Annotated in this window: 19 protein-coding genes; 9 read left to right on the top strand and 10 right to left on the bottom strand. The window is 49.1% G+C overall.

The window, feature by feature from the left end; genetic code table 11:
• Positions 1 to 365: 365 nt before the first annotated feature.
• The 6 genes from ACVA53_RS14205 to gmhB form a co-directional block, all read right to left on the bottom strand.
• Entirely contained in the window at positions 366 to 1,199 is an 834-nt protein-coding gene (locus ACVA53_RS14205) for an ABC transporter ATP-binding protein (RefSeq protein ID WP_446505430.1), read from the bottom strand.
• Positions 1,200 to 1,259: 60 nt separating this feature from the next.
• Positions 1,260 to 2,126, bottom strand: a complete 867-nt coding sequence (locus ACVA53_RS14210; protein WP_446505431.1) for an ABC transporter ATP-binding protein — start codon at positions 2,124 to 2,126, stop codon at positions 1,260 to 1,262.
• A 12-nt stretch (positions 2,127 to 2,138) separates the two neighbouring features.
• On the bottom strand, positions 2,139 to 3,965 hold the full coding sequence (locus ACVA53_RS14215; protein WP_446505451.1) for an extracellular solute-binding protein: 1,827 nt from the start codon (positions 3,963 to 3,965) through the stop codon (positions 2,139 to 2,141).
• Between the two features lie 208 nt (positions 3,966 to 4,173).
• Complete coding sequence (locus tag ACVA53_RS14220) at positions 4,174 to 5,217, bottom strand: ABC transporter permease (protein WP_255042482.1); 1,044 nt, start codon at positions 5,215 to 5,217, stop codon at positions 4,174 to 4,176.
• Positions 5,218 to 5,219: 2 nt separating this feature from the next.
• Entirely contained in the window at positions 5,220 to 6,245 is a 1,026-nt protein-coding gene (locus ACVA53_RS14225; RefSeq protein ID WP_255042481.1) for an ABC transporter permease subunit, read from the bottom strand.
• Between the two features lie 194 nt (positions 6,246 to 6,439).
• Complete coding sequence (gene gmhB, locus ACVA53_RS14230) at positions 6,440 to 6,994, bottom strand: D-glycero-beta-D-manno-heptose 1,7-bisphosphate 7-phosphatase (RefSeq protein WP_446505432.1); 555 nt, start codon at positions 6,992 to 6,994, stop codon at positions 6,440 to 6,442.
• Positions 6,995 to 7,327: 333 nt separating this feature from the next.
• Here gmhB and metN point away from each other — a divergent pair, with 333 nt between their 5' ends.
• From metN to ACVA53_RS14275, 9 genes are all read left to right on the top strand, one after another.
• Positions 7,328 to 8,362 (top strand): methionine ABC transporter ATP-binding protein MetN, encoded by a 1,035-nt coding sequence (metN, locus tag ACVA53_RS14235; protein ID WP_255042478.1) that lies wholly within the window; start codon positions 7,328 to 7,330, stop codon positions 8,360 to 8,362.
• A complete protein-coding gene (locus ACVA53_RS14240; protein ID WP_255042477.1) occupies positions 8,352 to 9,038 on the top strand; it encodes a methionine ABC transporter permease in 687 nt (228 codons plus the stop codon). Before metN ends, ACVA53_RS14240 begins: the two co-directional genes overlap by 11 nt.
• Positions 9,039 to 9,136: 98 nt before the next feature.
• Complete coding sequence (locus ACVA53_RS14245; RefSeq protein WP_446505433.1) at positions 9,137 to 9,952, top strand: MetQ/NlpA family lipoprotein; 816 nt, start codon at positions 9,137 to 9,139, stop codon at positions 9,950 to 9,952.
• Positions 9,953 to 10,077: 125 nt separating this feature from the next.
• Positions 10,078 to 10,782, top strand: a complete 705-nt coding sequence (tsaA, locus tag ACVA53_RS14250) for a tRNA (N6-threonylcarbamoyladenosine(37)-N6)-methyltransferase TrmO (RefSeq protein WP_255042474.1) — start codon at positions 10,078 to 10,080, stop codon at positions 10,780 to 10,782.
• 169 nt (positions 10,783 to 10,951) lie between these two features.
• Positions 10,952 to 12,667 (top strand): proline--tRNA ligase, encoded by a 1,716-nt coding sequence (locus ACVA53_RS14255; RefSeq protein WP_255042472.1) that lies wholly within the window; start codon positions 10,952 to 10,954, stop codon positions 12,665 to 12,667.
• Positions 12,668 to 12,816: 149 nt separating this feature from the next.
• Positions 12,817 to 13,950 (top strand): patatin-like phospholipase family protein, encoded by a 1,134-nt coding sequence (locus tag ACVA53_RS14260; protein ID WP_446505434.1) that lies wholly within the window; start codon positions 12,817 to 12,819, stop codon positions 13,948 to 13,950.
• Positions 13,951 to 14,029: 79 nt separating this feature from the next.
• Positions 14,030 to 14,890 (top strand): GGDEF domain-containing protein, encoded by an 861-nt coding sequence (locus tag ACVA53_RS14265; protein WP_446505435.1) that lies wholly within the window; start codon positions 14,030 to 14,032, stop codon positions 14,888 to 14,890.
• Positions 14,891 to 15,001: 111 nt separating this feature from the next.
• Positions 15,002 to 15,208, top strand: a complete 207-nt coding sequence (locus ACVA53_RS14270; RefSeq protein WP_255042469.1) for a YaeP family protein — start codon at positions 15,002 to 15,004, stop codon at positions 15,206 to 15,208.
• On the top strand, positions 15,208 to 15,396 hold the full coding sequence (locus tag ACVA53_RS14275) for a DUF4250 domain-containing protein (RefSeq protein ID WP_255042468.1): 189 nt from the start codon (positions 15,208 to 15,210) through the stop codon (positions 15,394 to 15,396). The genes ACVA53_RS14270 and ACVA53_RS14275 overlap by 1 nt, the downstream gene beginning before the upstream one ends.
• A gap of 103 nt (positions 15,397 to 15,499) precedes the next feature.
• Here the strand turns inward: ACVA53_RS14275 and ACVA53_RS14280 are convergent, their stop codons facing one another.
• The 4 genes from ACVA53_RS14280 to accA form a co-directional block, all read right to left on the bottom strand.
• Positions 15,500 to 16,711 carry an aromatic amino acid transporter gene (locus ACVA53_RS14280; protein ID WP_255042467.1) on the bottom strand — a complete coding sequence of 404 codons (1,212 nt, stop codon included), beginning with the start codon at positions 16,709 to 16,711 and terminating at the stop codon, positions 15,500 to 15,502.
• 318 nt (positions 16,712 to 17,029) lie between these two features.
• Positions 17,030 to 17,341 (bottom strand): c-type cytochrome, encoded by a 312-nt coding sequence (locus ACVA53_RS14285; RefSeq protein WP_255042465.1) that lies wholly within the window; start codon positions 17,339 to 17,341, stop codon positions 17,030 to 17,032.
• A gap of 118 nt (positions 17,342 to 17,459) precedes the next feature.
• The gene (gene tilS, locus ACVA53_RS14290) at positions 17,460 to 18,803 is read right to left on the bottom strand and encodes a tRNA lysidine(34) synthetase TilS (protein ID WP_446505436.1); all 1,344 of its coding nucleotides are present in this window, start codon (positions 18,801 to 18,803) and stop codon (positions 17,460 to 17,462) included.
• Between the two features lie 134 nt (positions 18,804 to 18,937).
• Complete coding sequence (accA, locus tag ACVA53_RS14295; RefSeq protein WP_446505437.1) at positions 18,938 to 19,897, bottom strand: acetyl-CoA carboxylase carboxyl transferase subunit alpha; 960 nt, start codon at positions 19,895 to 19,897, stop codon at positions 18,938 to 18,940.
• Positions 19,898 to 19,920: the final 23 nt, after the last annotated feature.

The following is a 19,920-nucleotide window of genomic DNA, read 5'->3' on the forward strand; positions in this document are numbered from 1 at the left end:
GATAATTCTTTTGTTGACTATCATTTCACGAGTGCCCACACAGATTGCATGGTCAAATTGTTAAAGAACAATACTGATTGGATAGCGGCTTAAGTTGCCGTGCTCCGTGTCAGTGAGGTCGCATTATAGGGAGTTCTGATCAACTGGCAAGCCTTAAATCAACAAAAAACGTCCCACCCAAGCTGTTCGAACGCTATTTGAACAACAACCACCTTTTTCGCTGTTTAAAAGAACAGAGCTTCACCAGAGTGTCTTGACTAACACTGATAATGAAAACAGGTTAAGGCTTATATTTGGTATCCATTACCGTAACAAGCTCAAAGCTCTGTCCTTTCTTCACCGCCTTCAATGTGGCTTTCTAATAATCAGGCCACATGGGTGTTGTTTGCAGACCTCTTGCGCTTCCTGTCACGAGGGTGCGTGATCGGAATCGCCGACAGTAGCTTCTTGGTATAATCAGCCTGCGGGTTACTGTATATTTCCCGGGCATCACCCATCTCAACCACTTTGCCAAAATACATCACCGCCACACGGTCGGAGATATGCTTCACGACCGAGAGGTCGTGGGAAATGAAGATGATGGCCAAATTCATTTCCTGCTGAAGCTGCAGCAATAAGTTCAGGATCTGGGCTTGGACCGACACATCCAGTGCCGATACCGACTCATCGCAGATCAATAGTTTGGGCTTGAGGGCAATCGCACGGGCGATCCCTATTCGCTGGCGCTGCCCCCCAGAAAACTCATGCGGGTAACGATTAGCGGCTTCCTCCGGCAAGCCCACTTTGACCAATAATTCTTTCACCCACAGCTTTCGCTCCACCGGTGTACCAACTTTGTGGATAATAAAAGGCTCTTCCAAGATCATCCCGACGGTATGGCGCTGGTTGAGCGACTCCATCGGATCTTGAAAAACGATTTGCACGTCTTTACGCAGAGGGCGCATCTCTTTAGCGGAGAGCTGAGTAATATCTTTACCCTCGAAGAAAATTTTACCGTCAGTCGGTTCATAAAGCTTGAGGATCGTCCGACCTAAGGTACTCTTACCACAGCCAGACTCCCCTACCAGCCCCAAGGTTTCACCTCGAGCAACGGAGAAAGACACCCCGTCGACCGCTTTCACCGTATAGCCTTTTTTAAAAATCCCTTTTCCAGAAACAAAGTGCTGCTTGAGGTTTTCTATCCTTAGTAACTCTGTCATTTCATTCTCCCTTTACCGCCCAATCTATACCGCTCAGCCTAGCCCTTGCCTACCCCTTTCCTATCCCTTGAATTCGGGGAACAAAGTGACATCTATAGGTTTAATTTCAATCGGCTGCTTTGGCTCATTATCTAAACTAGGCATTAACCCCATTAAGCGCTCGGTATAGGGATGCTGGGGATTGTCGAACAAATCAAAAATGTCGGCGAACTCCACCACTTTCCCGCCGTACATCACCACAACGTCATCACAAATTTCAGCAACGACACCCAAATCATGGGTAATGAAGATCACAGACATACCTGTTTCTTGCTGGAGATCGTTAATCAGATCAAGGATCGAGGCCTGCACAGTGACATCCAGTGCCGTTGTCGGTTCATCACAAATAAGTATGTCAGGTTTACACGCCAGTGCCATGGCAATCATTACCCGCTGACGCATCCCTCCCGAAAGGTTATGCGGGTATTCGTTGAGCCGTTTCTCCGGCATTGGGATTTTAACCTTCTTGAGCATATCCAAGGCGTACTGATTCCGCTCACCCTTGTTAAGCTCAGGGCGGTGCAACTCAAGCACTTCGATCAGCTGGCGGCCAACCGAGTGCACGGGATTAAGTGCGGTCATCGGATCCTGGAAAATCATCGAAATCCGGTTCCCCCGCATGGCATACATGTCTTCCGCAGGTAGCGTCACCAGATCAGTCCCGCGGTACAGGATCTGGCCGCCAACGACCTGACCGTAGGGCTTGGGCAGCAAGCCCATGACCGACATCGCCGTCACACTTTTACCGCATCCTGATTCGCCAACAATGCCCAATGTCCGGCCTTTGCGAACATCGAAGCTAACGCCATGGAGGATTTTTACAATACCTTCATCGGTAGTGAACTCAGTCTCCAGCCCTTGAACATTTAAAATTACATCATCTTGCATAGTCGACCGACCTTACAGCTTATAGTTGTCATCGATCACAGTGACCGGTTCAAAGGTTTTGCCTTTCTTCATCGCAGAAAGAGTGGCTTTCTTGTCTTCCTCATCAATCCAGAACGTGGCCAAGTCAACGACTGAGAACAAAGAGTTCGTCTGTTTGGTCATGGCCGGCATCGGATATTTCAACCAACGCCAATACCCTTCCCGGGTATAGGGCACCATGTAGCCAGGAACAATCAGAAACTCATCAGAGACAATTTTCTGAATTTGATGGGATATTGTTTGTTTCTTCTCAAGATCAAACTCTTTGTTATAGTGGTCGATCAACTTGTCCATTTCTGGAGAACTGAAATTGGTATGGTTGTTCGTCTGCGGTTTGGCATTCACCGAGTGTAGATACTCCCAGTAAGCTGGGATCTCGCCGCCCCCCATATTGATAAATGCCAAGTCATGTTTCTTCTCTAACACATACTTGAACGCCGACGAGCCATCGACAAGATTAAGCGTTAATTCAAGACCCGCTTTCTTCGCCTGCTCTTTCAGATAGGCAATTCTCGGTGTATGTGGCTGGTACCCATAGGTAATAGCGAAGCTCAAACGCTCTCCGCTGGCGTTTATCCTGATCCCATCCGGTCCAACCTTGTCAAAGCCCGCTTTGACAAAGTACTCAGCTGCCAACTCAGGATCAAAGGTCGGTGCTTTATTGTCACTGCGATCATAGCCACCATGGCCGAACCCCATACCGTGAGGCTTACGGGCATAATCGCCACGCAAGACATTGGCAATCATGCCATCAAAGTCGGTGGCGTAAGTGACCCCGGCACGGATATGGCGGTCGTCAAGCAATGACTGGGCAGTATTGATCCAAAGTCCCCCAGCACCTTGTACAACCTGGTTATAACCCCAAAATTTATGGATATAACCATCTTGGTACGGCTTGGTATTGGCTTTTTCATGCCAAAGACTGGGTAAAACCAGACCAAAAGTGTCTAACTTGCCTTTCTCGAAATGCTTGCGGGCAATGTCACTATCGCGGATCACCGTATAACGCACTTTCTCGACGTTATAGCGGTTCTGGTAATAGCGATTGCTGTAACCCCACCAGTCTTCCCCAACATGCTTGAAGGTCACGCTCTTGCCTTTCTTGACCTTGTCCATGAAATAAGGACCGGTTGTCGGCTCGCTCTTGAAGTTGTAACGTCGAACAAAGTTATCGTCGATACCGTCGTTATTTTCATCTTTCTTTGGCTTAAAGAAGTGCTCAGGCCTTGGCTGCAAGCCGTTGCTTGGCAGGTTGATCTGTACCATCAGCTCATCATTGGTCATTTTGACGACAGACTTCACCGCGATGGTGTAATCATCGAGCTTGACGACATCCTCGATCTTGTTGGTGAAGAAATCGTTGTACCAAGGTGAAATAATGTCTTTCGAACGGTAATACTTCAGCATAAACAGATAATCATCGGCGGTAACCTTCTCGCCATCCGACCAACGAGCGCTGGGATCCAGCTTGAAGTACACTGTCTGGTTATCATCACCAAAGGCCCATTCCTGTGCCAACTGAGGGATCCACTTTCCAGTATTGGGGTGACGTGCCGCCAGCTTAGGAACTCCGTCCATGAAGTGATGACGAAGCCCTGAATTGGAATCCGGGCCGACACTGCGCAAGGTCTGTGGAAAGCTGGCCATATGAGTGCGTAACGTGCCACCGAACTTGGCTTCAGGAGAAGCAAACAACGGCTCATCCATGTTGGACACCCACGTCAAATCTGCGGGTAGATCTGCCGCCTGCGCAGCACTTCCGAGTGCGGCGATAATCGCGACAGCTGACAATTTGAGCATGTTTTTCATTATTAATATCCTTATTTCAACAGCTACAAACCAAGGTTATACCAATCTGGATAAGTAGTTGATCAAGTATTTGCAATGGAGAAATCATTGTTATCAAGGCAGATATTGCAGTAACTAGTGGCTCTAATTACAAAATATCTAACGCAGAGAACAGCGATTTTAACCTGCAAGACTGCTCAAATATTTATGCAGGTTGGTATTATACATAGCGGGTAAATTTCTTCGGATCGAAGGCGGCCCGAATCGCCTCACCAATGAAAGTTACCATCACTAACACCAAGACAATCGATGACACGACCGAGGCCACAATCCACGGCGAGTCCAAGTTGGACTTACCTTGCTGTAGTAACTCTCCCCAGCTCGGAGTGGGTGGCATAAGGCCAAGACCAAGGTAATCCAGCGCGGTCAGCGCGGTGATATTGGCGGCGATGGTAAACGGCGCCAGCGTGACAATCATGACCATAGTGTTAGGTAAGATGTGGTGGAAGATAATACGGACGGTTGATGCACCCAACGCCTTAGCGGCCATCACATATTCCCGGGCAGACTCCTTGTAAGTCATGGTACGCATGTACCAGGTCATCCCCATCCAGCCAAACAGCACGTTGATCCCGACAAATAACGTAAAGGTCGGTTGGGTTATCGATACCAAAATCATAATGACATAGAGGAAAGGTACCATTGACCATACCTCTATCAAGCGCTGGACAAACAGGTCGAATTTACCGCCGAAAAAGCCCATTGCACATCCTACCGCGGTACCAATGGCATAAGAGATCGCCATAGTGATCAAAGCAAACCCCATCGCTGTTCGAAAACCGTAGACTAAACGAGCGAGAATATCCCGACCAATGACATCCGTTCCCAAATAATGCTGACCGGCAACGCTCGGAGCGGTGGGCGGAAAATCACCGGAAAAGTCCTGCTCATAGGGGTTCCAAGGCACCAGTGGCATCACTACAAAATTATCCCCGCCCTGCTCAGCAAAGAGCCTCTGAAGCGCGCGGTAATCCGCCTCACTAGATGAAGACTGGCCAAATTCAGTACCGAGACGAACATCGGACAGCACGGGAAAGCTATATTCACCATTGTATTTGATCACCAACGCCTTGCTGTTGATCAACAGTTCGGCAAACAACGACAACACCAACAAGCATGAAAGCAGCAAGAAAGACCAGTAGCCACGCTTAATTTCTTTGAAGCGATTGATCTTTCTCAGTGTCAGAGGGTTTAAGTTAAACATGATCAAGCTCCAAACTTCACTCGAGGATCAACCAAGGCAACACAGATATCGGAGATAATATTGCCCATCAACAACATGCCGGCATTGATAGACACAATTCCCATCACGACCGGGTAATCCCGCTCGATAATTGACTCGTAGCCAAGCAAGCCTATTCCATCAATATTGAAAATAACCTCAATCAGGAAAGAGCCGGTCATGAAAAATAACAACGAATTACCGAAATGGCTGGCAATCGGGATCAAACTGTTGCGCAGGGCATGTTTGCGTACTGCCGTTTTAAACGGCAGTCCCTTGGCAATTGCGGTACGGATATAGTCGGATGACAGGTTCTCCATCAGGTTATTTTTCATGGTCATGGTCAAGGTGGCAAAGTCACCGATCAGATAACAGATCAGCGGCAGCACCGCATGCCACATCACATCCCTGGCCCGCTCAACAAAGGTTTCGTAATCATCGTAATCATCACCCGCGAATCCCCCCATCGGGAACCATTCGAGGTGGTAACTAAATAAGGTAATGAGCAGGACACCCACCACATAACCGGGTAAGGCGTAGCCAACAAAAATCAAAATCGACGAGCCGGAATCAAATACCGAACCGTGCTTGAGCGCCTTGTAGTAACCGAGGGGGATCGAGATGAAATAACTGATGAAAAACGTCATGCCACCATAGAACAGTGATACCGGTAATCGCTCGGCAATCATATCGGAGACCGGCTCGTAATAGCGGGTCGATTCACCGAAGTCCAACACCATCAACTTGCCCAGCCATTCGGTATAGGCTTCCACAACGGGTTTATCCAAGCCATAAAAGGCGTTCAGCTCGGCAATCTGATCTTCAGACAGTGCAGAGTTACCACCAGCCGACGTCATCGCGGCGGCGCCATCTCCTTGTGCCTGCATATTGGCCAGCATCCGTTCGACAGGCCCGCCGGGCACGAAACGGGTAATGGCAAAGATAAGGATCGTGATCCCTAAAAACGTCGGGACAACCAATGCCAATCGACGCAAGAAATATGACAGCATGTTTTAACGACTCCATGTCAAACAGGCACTATGCTCGTAACAATGGCAAGGTTAATTGCAATAAAAAACAGCCAAATTACAAACTCGATTCTTTAAACTTTATAATAACAACCGATAAGATGAAGAGATTTAGAAGAAAAAGATCAAAAAAGGCTGCGAATGCAGCCTTGATACAACAATATAAATGAAGCCTTTTATTGAGCAGCCAGCCAAGCAGGCACATCGGCAACACTGTCTAGCACAGCATCGGCCAACTGCTCACCCTCAGCGGTTACCGGCTTGCCCGTTCGCACCACGATTTTGGTGCCAACTTCGGCCGCTTCGGCGGCTTTCATGTCATCGGCCTTATCACCGATCATTACCGAACTGGCCATATCGATCTTGAGAAAATCACGGGCAGAGATAAACATACCTGGCTTGGGTTTGCGACATTCACAATCCTGAAGGTAATCACCTTTGCCTTCTGTCGGATGGTGCGGGCAGTAATAAATACCGTCGAACTCCACACCGTTGTCGACAAAGTTCCAGTCCATCCACTCGGTCAGGGTCAGGAAATCATCCTCGGTAAACATTCCACGAGCAATGCCAGACTGGTTTGTCACCAACACCAACATATACCCCATAGCCTTAAGTTTTTTACAAGCTTCAAACACACCTTCGACATATTCAAAATCATCGGTAGTGTGTACATAGCCGTGATCGATGTTAATTACACCATCACGGTCAATAAAAACTGCTGGTTTGGCCAAGCGTCAGCCCTCTGTCTCGCTGTATTCGTTATCCCAAATTATGGCACGGCTGGCAACGGGATTCACCTGTTTCTCTCAACCGTATAAATAAGAACAATCTATCATACTCACACTGACACTATGGCTATAAAGCCATTTAGACGTCCAGACGTAAAAATATCTATTGACTTCATTTATGTTAGCCCATAGCATCAAAGCCATAGATGCAATTGGCAGACAGGCTTCAAGCATCAATAAAATAATGCAAATGCAATACACAACATAACAATATACCGGTCGCAGCCATTGATGGGCGTGCCCGTCATCAACACGGTATAGGATTTGGGAAATAAGATGATAGAAATAAACAGAGTCAATAAAGTCTTCTATCAAGGGGCCAAGGAGATCCACGCGCTGCGTGATATCAACCTGACCATTGAGCAAGGCACCATTTTTGGGGTGATTGGTTCTTCAGGTGCCGGTAAAAGCACCCTGATCCGCTGCGTTAACCTGCTCGAACGCCCAACAAGTGGTCATGTCATTGTTGATGGTATCGACCTCACTCAGCTCTCAAACCAAGAGTTGACCCAAGCTCGCCGCAAGATCGGCATGATCTTCCAGCACTTCAACCTTTTGTCTTCCCGCACAGTTTTCGACAATGTCGCATTGCCTCTTGAGTTGGCAGGTACCAGCAAAGCCGGCATCAAAACCAAAGTCGATGAACTGCTTGAGCTGGTTGGTTTGGCCGACAAGAGCGACACCTACCCGTCCAACTTGAGTGGCGGACAGAAACAACGTGTGGCAATTGCCCGCGCACTGGCCTCTGATCCTAAGGTACTACTGTGTGACGAAGCCACCAGCGCACTTGACCCAGCAACAACCCAATCTATCTTGACGCTGTTAAAGGAAATCAACCGCAAGCTCGAGCTAACTATCTTACTGATCACCCATGAGATGGATGTGGTGAAAAGTATCTGCTCCGAAGTAGCCATCATCGGTGACGGTGAGCTGGTCGAAAAAGGCCCGGTCGGTGATATCTTTGCCCACCCGAAAACCGAATTAGCACGTGACTTCATCCGCTCGACGTTGGATCTTTCGATTCCGGAAGACTACCGCGCACGAATGGTAGAAACCCGTGTTGCAAACAGCTACCCGCTGATCCGCCTTGAGTTTACAGGTGCCTCTGTTGATGCCCCTCTGATTTCTCAGGTAGCTCGAGAGTTCAATATTGATATCAGCATCTTAAGCTCAGATATGGACTACGCCGGCGGCGTCAAATTTGGCCTAATGCTAGCCGAGTTATTCGGTACCGAACAAGCGGCAGAGCAAGCCATTAACTTCCTTCGTGATCACAAAGTAAATGTAGAGGTATTGGGCTATGTTGCTTGATTCAATTACCACCTGGTGGGCCCAGAACGAGCGTTTGGTTGACCTGCTTATTGATGCCCTCGGCCAAACCCTGATCATGGTGTTTGCCTCTGGCCTGATTGGCTTTTTGATCGGAATCCCAGTTGGTGTTGCCCTGCACCTAACCAAAGCAAACGGCCTACTGGCAAACCCTGCAGTCAATAAAGTACTGGGTATTGTGACCAATATTGGTCGCTCTATTCCCTTTATCATCTTGCTGGTCGCGATTATCCCGTTCACCCGCTTCGTGGTCGGCAGCTCTATCGGCACCGCCGCGGCAATCGTGCCATTGACTGTCGGCGCAATCCCGTTCATCGCCCGCCTGGTTGAAGGAGCATTGCTAGAAGTCCCGACCGGTTTGGTGGAAGCTGCGCAGGCGATGGGTGCAACCCCACGCCAAATCATTACCAAGGTACTGCTACCTGAGGCCATGCCAGGTATTTTCAACGCGGTGACCATTACTCTAGTGACCCTGGTCAGCTACTCGGCAATGGCCGGTACTGTCGGCGGCGGTGGCTTGGGTGATGTGGGGATCCGCTACGGCTACCAACGCTTTGACGGCACTGTCATGCTTATCACGGTCGTGATGCTGGTCATTCTGGTTCAGATCATCCAGTCTGCTGGCGACCATCTGGTCAAGCGCTTCGATCACCGATAGTGAACAGCACAGATAACAAACAACACTGATTACAAAATACAGAAGACACATATTCCATCTAGTATTACGGACAACCCCAGTTTTTAAGGAGAAGTAACATGGCTTTTAATTTGAAGAATTTGTTCGCCGTCGCCGGTTTGGCATCAGCATTGGTCCTGGCTGGCTGTGGCGAGAAAGACGCTGTCGTTGATAACAGCAAAATTAAAATTGGGGTTATGGCGGGCGCTGAAGAGCAAGTAGCGGAAATTGCGGCCCAAGAAGCCAAGGAGAAATACGGCCTTGATGTGGAGCTTATCGCCTTCACGGATTACGTATCACCAAATGCAGCGCTGGAAGAGGGCTCGATTGATATCAATGCTTTCCAGCACAAGCCTTACCTTGATCAACAAATTTCAGACCGCGGTTATAAGTTTGCGGTCGCTGGTAATACTTTCGTTTACCCGATTGCCGGTTACTCAAGCAAAATTGAATCGGTTGACGAACTAAAAGACGGCGATCAAATCGCAGTACCAAACGATCCAACCAACCTTGGCCGATCACTGCTTCTACTTGAGCAGCAAGGTTTACTGACACTGAAAGAAGATGCCGGCCTAACAGCAACGGTATTGGATATCATTGAAAATCCAAAAGATCTAAAGATTGTTGAACTAGAAGCCGCCCAGCTACCTCGTTCACTGGATGATGTGCAACTAGCAATCATCAACACAACATACGCGAGCAGCATCAACCTAACACCAGAACGTGACGGTGTGTTTGTTGAAGACAAAGAGTCTCCATATGTGAACCTGATTGTAGCCCGCGAAGATAATGTCGATGCCGAGAATGTTCAGACCTTCATCAAGGCTTACCAGTCAGATGTTGTGTACGAAGCGGCAAAAGAAATCTTCCAAGGTGGCGTAGTTAAAGGTTGGTAATTACCCACCTAGCCTCCCTCTGATATCAGCCAACAACAGCCCCGGCCATTACGCCGGGGCTTTTTTTGCCCCAGCCATAATGCTATGTTCAGCGCCATGACCCACAACGCATTGCCCGAACTACTATGCCTTACCAAATAGAACCTATCGGTATTGTCCGCTCGCCGTACAAAGAAAAATTTGCCGTGCCCCGTCAGCCGGGACTGGTACCCAGCGCTCGATCCGACGTTATTCTCCAAGGAGAAGCCAATGCTTTGGAAGCGGTACGTGGACTGGAACAGTTCAGCCACCTGTGGTTACTCTTTTTGTTTGATCAGAATCTGGAAGCTGGATGGCGGCCAACCGTCAGGCCTCCCCGCTTGGGCGGTAACGAGCGCATCGGTGTATTTGCCAGCCGGGCAACCTTTCGTCCCAATGGAATCGGGATGTCAGCCGTCGAGCTAATCGGTGTGCGTCAACAAGGCAGTGATGTCATCATCGAACTCGGCGGGGTCGATCTGGTTGACGGTACGCCGATTGTCGATATCAAACCCTACATCCCATACTCCGATAGCCTCCCCGACGCCCATGGCGGCTTTGCTGATGGTGAGCCAGCTACCCTGCCTGTGGTCTTTACCGAAAAGGCCGAAGGCCAACTCACAGGTAAACAATTAGCCCGACAGCGTGCGGTGATTGAAGAAGTACTGGCACAAGATCCGCGCCCGGCTTACAAAAAAGGCAAAGCAGACGCCAAGGAATACGCGGTTCACCTGTTCGACTACAATGTTAAATTTACCGTCAGCCAGGACGCGGTCACCGTTATAGCTCTGGATAAGCCACTAGAAAAATAACCCGAGGTTATCTATACCCCGTAAATTCCAGTGGAAATTCTGGTTCCGGGGACCCCAATCTCTTTGGCTAACGGCCATTGGGCTGGTAGTATATGCGGTTACCGCCCTTATAGGCGGCTGGGGCAAGCCCCAAATCCCCTTATTTTCATCAAACAAACGGATACCATCAATGCGTACCAGTAACTATCTTCTTTCTACCCTGAAGGAGACTCCAAATGACGCAGAAGTTGTTAGTCATCAGCTAATGCTTCGTGCAGGTATGATCCGTAAGCTGGCTTCAGGTCTTTACACCTGGCTGCCTACTGGTCTGCGCGTTTTACGTAAAGTCGAGAACATTGTTCGCGAAGAAATCAACAATGCAGGTGCTGTTGAAATTTTGATGCCCGTAGTTCAGCCGTTTGAACTATGGGAAGAGACAGGTCGATCTGAAAAGATGGGCGCTGAGCTACTTCGCTTTACTGACCGCCATGATCGTCCGTTTGTACTTAGCCCGACAGCAGAAGAAGTCGTTACCAGCCTTGTGCGTAACGAAGTAAGCTCTTACAAGCAGCTTCCGCTGAACCTGTACCAAATCCAGACCAAATTCCGTGACGAAAGACGCCCTCGTTTTGGTGCAATGCGTGCACGTGAATTTAGCATGATGGATGCCTACAGCTTTGACATCGACAAAGACGGCCTTAAGCAATCTTACGATGCGATGCATGAAGCATACTGTAAGGCATTCGACCGCATGGGTCTTGATTACCGCCCAGTACTGGCTGATACCGGTGCAATCGGTGGTAGTGGCTCTCACGAGTTCCACGTATTGGCAGAAAGCGGCGAAGACTTGATTGCCTTCTCTAGCGAGTCTGATTACGCGGCCAACATCGAAAAAGCAGAAGCACTAGCGCCTGCGATGGAACTTGCAGCGCCAACGCAAGAGATGACGCTGGTTGATACGCCAAACGCTAAAACGATTGCCGAGCTTGTTGAACAGCACGGCCTAGCTATCGAGAAAACCGTTAAGACGCTATTCGTTAAAGCGTCTGATGAGGTTGATGCCGACATCATCGCACTGATCATCCGTGGTGATCACGAGCTGAACGAAGTAAAAGCGGAAAACCTAAAAGAAGTCGCCTCTCCACTAGAGATGGCAACGGAAGAGGAAATCCGCGCACTTATCGGTGCAGGTCCAGGTTCACTTGGCCCTGTTGGCCTTGAACTACCATTTATCGTTGACCGCACAGTTGCTGTAATGAGCGATTTCGGTGCTGGCGCTAACGTTGACGACAAACACTACTTCGGCATCAACTGGGGTCGTGACGTAGAACTCGGTCAAGTTGAAGACCTACGTAATGTGGTTGAAGGCGACCCAAGCCCATGCGGCCAAGGTACTATCCAGCTTAAACGTGGTATCGAAGTCGGCCATATCTTCCAACTAGGTACTAACTACTCAGAGAAGATGAACTGTGGCGTACTTGGTCCTGATGGCAAAAACGTTATTCTAGAAATGGGCTGTTACGGTATTGGTGTATCACGTGTTGTTGCATCAGCCATAGAACAAAACCACGATGAAAACGGCATTATCTGGCCAGCAGCACTTGCACCGTTCCAGGTATCAATCGTTCCAATGAACATGGCGAAATCGGCAGAAGTGAAGGAAGCGGCTGAAAAGCTATACGCTGACCTAACGGCTGCTGGTATCGACGTTCTGTTCGACGACCGTAAAGAGCGTCCAGGTGTTATGTTCGCAGACCACGAATTAGTGGGTATCCCACACACTATCGTGATCGGTAACCGCAGCCTAGAAAACGGCGAGATGGAATACAAAGACCGTCGTGCTGGTACCAAAGAAGGTGTTGCTGTGGCTGATATCGTTGAGTTCGTTAAGCAGAAACTCGCTTAATCGCATACGATTCAGTTACTAAAGGCCTCCCTTGCGGAGGCTTTTTTTTGTCTGTTGCCCAACACTGACACCTCAATGTTATAAGTCTATATTCCACCATAAGTAAAAATAGGGATATAGTTATAGAAAGAACAAAAGAGAGGAGCACTATGGGCAAGGATACGCCACGGATCAGCCTGATCCTCACTGGAGGCGGGGCAAGAGCTGCCTATCAAGTCGGGGTCCTCAAGGCCATTTCAGAATGGTACCCACGGGTTCATCACAGCCCATTCAGCATATACTGCGGCACTTCGGCAGGGGCAATCAATGCCACATCGATTGCTTGCTATGCCTCCTGCTTCCGCTTAGGTGTAAAAAAACTGGAATGGATCTGGTCGCGCTTGCACAGCCGGCGCATTTTTGCCACCTCCCCGCGGGGAATGAGCGGCTACCTCGCCAGTCAGTGGTTTGCCCGCTTGCAGGCTCATCACCACGAGCGGCCCCCCTTTGGGCTGCTCAACAACCGTCCGCTGCGCCAGCTTCTCAATCAAGTCAACAACTACTCCCGGTTGGAAAAACAAATTGCTGCCGGTAACCTTCATGGTATTTCCATCACGGCCTCCAGCTATAAAAGCGGCCACTCAGTCAGTTTCTTTCAGGGCCAACAAGGACTCAACGAATGGGACAGGGCCAAGTCGAAAGGCCGCCGCTCACTGATCACCACCGATCACCTCCTGGCCTCCTCCGCTATTCCTTTGGTTTTTCCCGCTACCCGTATCGGTCAATCCTACTATGGGGATGGCTCTATCCACCAACTGGCACCGTTGCGACCGTCACTCAAAATGGGGGCTGATAAAATATTGATCATTGACCTCATCAACCAGAAAATGGAGAGTCCGGATCACACCCGGGCCCCCGGCCTCGCAGCACTGGGCGGCCACCTGATGGATACCATTTTCAGTGATACGCTCACCGCCGATCTGGAGAACCTTTCAAGGATCAACACCTTAATCGATAGCTTACCCGAGGCTGAAACAAAGCGAAAACTACGGAAAATCGACCATATTCATCTGTCGCCAAGTCACTCTTTTGAACACCTTGCCCGTAAGTACTATTGCCACCTCCCCCCCATGACCCGCGGCTTAATGCAGCTGATTGGTATCAGCCCCAAAGATGACGCTGCTATCACCAGCTATATCCTATTCGAGCCCGCTTACATCCATGCCCTGATGAAGATGGGATATGAAGACACCCAGGAAAAAGAAGCTCACCTTCGCAGTTTCTTAATTAAATCAGATGATTAATGATATAAACTCCGTTTAGGTATTGAAATGGCTTAATAATTGCCTATAGTTAGTTCCCTAGTAATTTTTTGACATATGTATGGATCCACTCCACTGGAATGACAAGCTGGCCGATAGCCAATATGCAAAACCAAGGACCAAACCCCTTGGGGCTGATCAGCGCCTGCTAGTATTGCAAAAACTTCAGGGGAAGCTAGATGTTAGCCTATTGTTTGATATATTCAGCCGAGAAGTTGAAAAACAGATAGATATCAGTAGGTTAATGTGGGGCTCTGACAATACTACTACCCTCGTACGCCAAGGTTCTGCGACTCAATACCGGCAGACCTTTATCCTTCGCTTCAATAAACAAGATTTGGGTAAACTTCAATACCACACGCCTTACGCGCTCGATAAAGATGAAGTCAACCTGCTTCATACCTATCACCGCTTGTTTGCCGGACCGCTAGCATGCGCACTTGAATACCGCCGAGTAAAAAATATGGCATTGCGTGACTATCTATCGGGGCTTGGTAATCGCAACAGTTTTGAGCAGGATCTCAACCATGCGATTGCGATGAGCGAAAGGCGTAACATCGGCTTGGTACTGACCATGTTCGACCTCGACAACTTCAAACAGGTCAATGACCGATTTGGTCATCCCGACGGTGACAAGGTGATCCGCCATTTCTCACTGCTGCTGAAAAAATCAGTTCGGGCCACCGACCGCTGTTATCGTATTGGCGGTGATGAGTTTGCGGTACTGCTCCAACCCGCTACCGACTCATCCGCTCTACACGTGATCCGCCGGCTGGACGTCCTGATGGCAGACGATGCGACCCTGCGTACATTAAAAATAGGCTGCTCCAGTGGTTTTAGCTCCTACCAGAAAGGTGACACCAATATCACCTTGGTTGATCGCGCTGACCGCCATCTGTACAAACACAAACGTACCCGCTAAATCCCCTGCCGTCCCCGGTGAGTCTTTGATATAGTAATAAGCCTGCTTTCGCCAGCCCTCTGTCATAGAAAACAGCCGGTTGCCGAAATCACTGTTTATGAAGGACACACTATGAAAGTTTATGAGTGCTGCGAGCAAATACGTATGATCTACGCACAGATTGGTGGTGGTGAACTGGGCTATATCCCCAATGCGATTCACTGTGCTATCAAGGCACTGAATGACATTGCGGCTAACGACACGCTGCCAAAAGATGTTCGCGAGCGTGCCGCTTTTGCCGCTGCCAACTTACTGATGAGCGATCACGAGGACGCGTAATGAATTTGAACAACTTCGATAGCATGGATCCCATCATGCTAATGAGCATCGTCAATATGAAGATCCGCGATGAGTTCGGCGATCTGGATGCCCTGGTCAAGTTCTACGATATCGATAAAGAAAAGCTGGTTACCAAATTAGCCAGTGCTGGGTTTGACTACCTACCGGATGCCAAGCAGTTTCGATAAAGCGGTTGGCGATGACAAAGGCTGATTCAAAACATTAAAAAAACGGAAGCCGAGGCTTCCGTTTTTTTATTGCATGGATACATAACCCAGTGCTTATACCAACCTAGCCTTTAAAGACAGGCAGTAGATTCGCCATCGCCAGTAAATGGAAGGCGGCTGTCAGTACCCCGAATGCAATTACCATATAAATAGTCGCATTCCCCCCAGGAACCACAAAACCTTCTTGTACAGGTGCTCGTTGACGTAATGTTTTTGCCAGCGTAGCCGGAATAATACAGGTCCAGATAGTGGCAGCAGCGCCAGCTAGACCAATCGCGGCAACAAAACCAAACGGTGCGACTAACGAGAACACTAATGGCGGAACAAAAGTCACGCCCCAGGTTTTTAGTCGGCCTTGTTTGGTATCAGCAAAGCCAAACAAGTCAGCCAAGTAATCGAACACACCTAATCCAACACCAATAAATGATGAGACAATCGCGGCAATAGAAAAGACATGCAGGGCTTGTTTAATGCTATTTGAATCAATCGCTGATGTCAGTGCCGCCATTAAGGCATCTACACCCCCACCGGCGGTCACAACAGGACCGAACTCTTGACGAGGTACATTACCAAAGATACAGATCACCCAACCAAGATAGAATGTCAGTGCAATCAGAGTACCGCCAAGAATCGCTTTTTGGGCACGTTGCTCATCCTGGTAGTAATCACGCATTGTACTCACTGAATGGTGGTAACCAAAAGAGGTTAACGCGACCGGCAACAGGGCTAACGCATAGCCTGAAAAAGCGCTCTCAGATTCGCTCTGGGCAAATAGAGTCGGCACACTGATATTTGAAGCCAACCCGGAAACACCCAATACAAAGCTAATGATCATGAACAGGATCAACACAATTGAGATCCGGTCTACCGCACGGGTGGAGTGCAAAACAAAGGCCGAGCATAATGCAACAAACAGGACGGAAGCTAATTCGCGCGAGACACCAAGCATTTCGCTAAAGATCATACCGGATGATGAAATGTATGCATATAGTAGAATTCCACCCACAAAATAAAGAGATAGGTTATTAATTAAATTAACCTTTTTGCTCAAGATATCTTTAGCAACAGTATTAAATGAAGCTTTAATCTCATAATGCTTCAGTGCTTCTAGAAGTAACCAGCCAGAAAGCGTCATCATGATCATCGTGACCGAAATGGCAATCACACTCCATAACGTCCACGCACCCGCACCTGCACTTGGCAACCCAAGCATGCCTGCCCCAACACAAACACTGGCGATAATACACGCGCCCCCAAGTGTGGATGGTTTACTCATAATAACTCCTAAACAACATTAACGTATCAGCGTGCTAGTACAATAATGTGTTCTGAGTTATTACGCAACCGCAGAGCATTTGTTTGGGCAAAAGATAAACAAATAGATGGAAATTTTAGTTTACGAAATCAAGACGCCTATTTATTTCGGACAAGAAGCTATCAAAAAAGATAAAAATAGCACCTAACAAAAATCGCCCAGCCCTTTTGGTTAAAAAGGTCTGGGCGACGGGATCTGTTCTATCACTAACCGAAGTATCGCAAAATAGCTGATACTCATCAGCACAAGAAAATAACCTTGTGCTTAACGTGGTCAGTATTATTTCATCTGAGCAAAATAAGCGGCGACATTGGCAATGTCATGATCACTGAGCATAGAAGCCTGCGGTTGCATTACCATGGCCATTCCGCCGGTACGCTCTTTATTTTTGTACGCCTTCAGCGAGCGGATCAAATACTGCTCGTTCTGACCTTTCAGATTAGGATAACCAGGAATAACGGCGACACCGTCTGCACCATGGCAGGCTGCACACACCGCGGCTTTGGATTTTCCGGCAACCGGATCACCTGCTGCCATCGCAGGACTCGCCATAACGGCAGCAAACATTACACAAGCTAGAACTTTCTTCATCAGGTCCTCATTATTATTTTCTATTATCCATAGTATCCCCTGATAACGGGATATAGCGTTGGCACGACAGTACACCACGCTGATTAGATTGTGCCTTTATTCAACAACAAATACTAAATTAAGTCATGATATTGTGCACTTTTTCCTGCTCGTAGTGCCATGTCAGGTCACAATCCTTACCGGCAAACGCTTCAACAACAAACAATCCGGCTACCGCGGCTAGCTCTTCGCCATAGAAGATCAATGGTGTTCGGCGTCGTTGCCAGCTCGGCACCCCGTATTCCTGAAACAGTTTTTTCAGCTTGCGCTTACCCACCCGGCCAACGGGCTGGACTTCCAATCCGGCAGGCTCGAAGCGCACCGAAACCGGCTCGTTATACAGCGGCAAACGTAAGTGACCATCTTCTGACTCAGCCAACAACAACGAACCTAGGGACGAGGGCAAATGGCAGTGTTGATTGACGCTAACAGGCAGGATTGAACCGGAGGCATCCGGCCAAGGCTGGACAACATACAAACGCTGCCGGAACCGACGAACTTCCGCATCCCCCCAGCACACTTTGGGATTGGCATCCGGTTTAGCCAATACCACTGAATGCCACACCTGTTCCAACTGGGCCTGCGAGGGCATTTTCACGCCAATGGCAGCAAACCAAAAACGTAGCAACGCCTTACCCCGCCGTTCACTACCCGGCTGATCTGGATTTAAATGGGTGATACCCAAACTCTGATCAGCCGAAATGGCTTGGCTAAGTTGTTCCGCTAACAGCTCCTGCAGCAAGGCCTCCTGCTCACCACATAAAACGGCGCTGCGAGCCACTGCTTTACGGATCCCCGGCCAACGGGAATTCAACAGCGGGGTGATCTGGTGGCGCAGGAAGTTACGGTCGTAACGCTCGTCACTGTTGCTCTCATCCTCTATCCAATCAAGGCGATGCTCGTTGGCATACTGTTCAATAACAATACGGGGTTGGTCAAGCAAAGGCCGTAGAAGCCAACCTGAAGCAAACGCCATCCGCTGCGGCATCGCCGATAGCCCTGCCGGCCCACTGCCCCTTTTCAGCGCCAGCAAAACCGTTTCCAGTTGATCATCAGCATGCTGGGCCGTCAGCAACACAGTACCCGGCGTGATATAGTCGCGTAAGGCCGCATAACGGGCATCCCTTGCTTGCTGCTCCACACTCATGCGCTTTCCCAGTATCAGCGAGACCCGTTCGACCTCGATGCTGATTCCCGCCTCAGCGGCCCAATCAGCACAACGCTCAGCCCAAAAGTCGGCATTGGGGCTTAGGCCATGGTGGACATGTACAGCCTTGCAGCTTGCTTCAGGGTGGGCCTGAAGGTAACGCCCCATAAGGTGGAGCAATACCCGAGAGTCCAACCCACCACTGAGTGCCAGGACAAATCGGGCTGGCTTTTCCACCGCAACGGCAAAACAGGCTTCTAAACTGGTATAAAGCATTGAGCTACATCCGAAATAACACACTTCAAAAGTATACCTCCGCTACAGCAGAGGGGAATACTAAACTAAAAAAACGGGCCAGCCCAAAGGCTGACCCGTAATATTCATGTTGCCTCATAGGCACGCCGTGCTAATTAGCAGTAACCATAGCTCATAAGACGCTGATAACGACGCTCAAGCAATGCGTCGGTATCAAGTTGATCCAGCTCTTCTAGCGTCGCCAGGATCTGCTTTTTCAATGACTCAGAGATTTGAGCAACATTGCGGTGCGCGCCGCCTAGCGGCTCTTCAATAATGTTGTCAATAAGCTCAAGCTCTTTAAGGCGATCCGCCGTCATGCCCATCGCTTCGGCCGCCTGCGGTGCCTTGTCAGAATCACGCCACAGGATAGAAGCACAACCTTCAGGGGAAATAACAGAATACGTCGAGTACTGCAGCATGTTCACACAATCCCCCACGCCGATCGCAAGAGCGCCACCTGAACCACCTTCACCGACTACGTTACAGATAACCGGTACAGTCAGCCCTGCCATCGCTTTCAGATTGGTAGCAATCGCTTCAGATTGGCCACGTTCTTCCGCGCCTACACCAGGGTAGGCACCCGCGGTATCAATGAAAGTAATGATAGGCATCTTGAAACGCTCAGCCATTTTCATCAGGCGAAGGGCTTTGCGATAACCTTCCGGCTTTGGCATACCAAAATTGCGCAGCACTTTCTCTTTAGTCTCGCGGCCTTTCTGGTGACCAATCACCATCACTGGGCGGCCATCCAAACGAGCGATACCACCGACCAGGGCTTTGTCATCCGCAAACGCGCGGTCACCCGCCAATTCATCGAACTCGGTAAGCATGTGCTCAACATAGTCAAACGTGTATGGACGCTGTGGGTGGCGTGCCAGCTGAGCGACTTGCCATGCACCTAGATCGCCAAAGATCTTTTTGGTCAACTCTAGGCTCTTCTTTTCAAGCTGCTCAATTTCTTTGTCCAAATCAACCGATTCAGACTCATCACGGCGAGAAACATCACGCAGTGCTTCAATTTTTGCTTCTAGTTCAGCAATCGGTTGTTCAAACTCAAGGAAGTTAAGGCTCATACCAATTCAGTCCTTTTGCTCAT

The sequence above is a fragment of the Photobacterium sp. DNB23_23_1 genome (genome assembly GCF_052873815.1).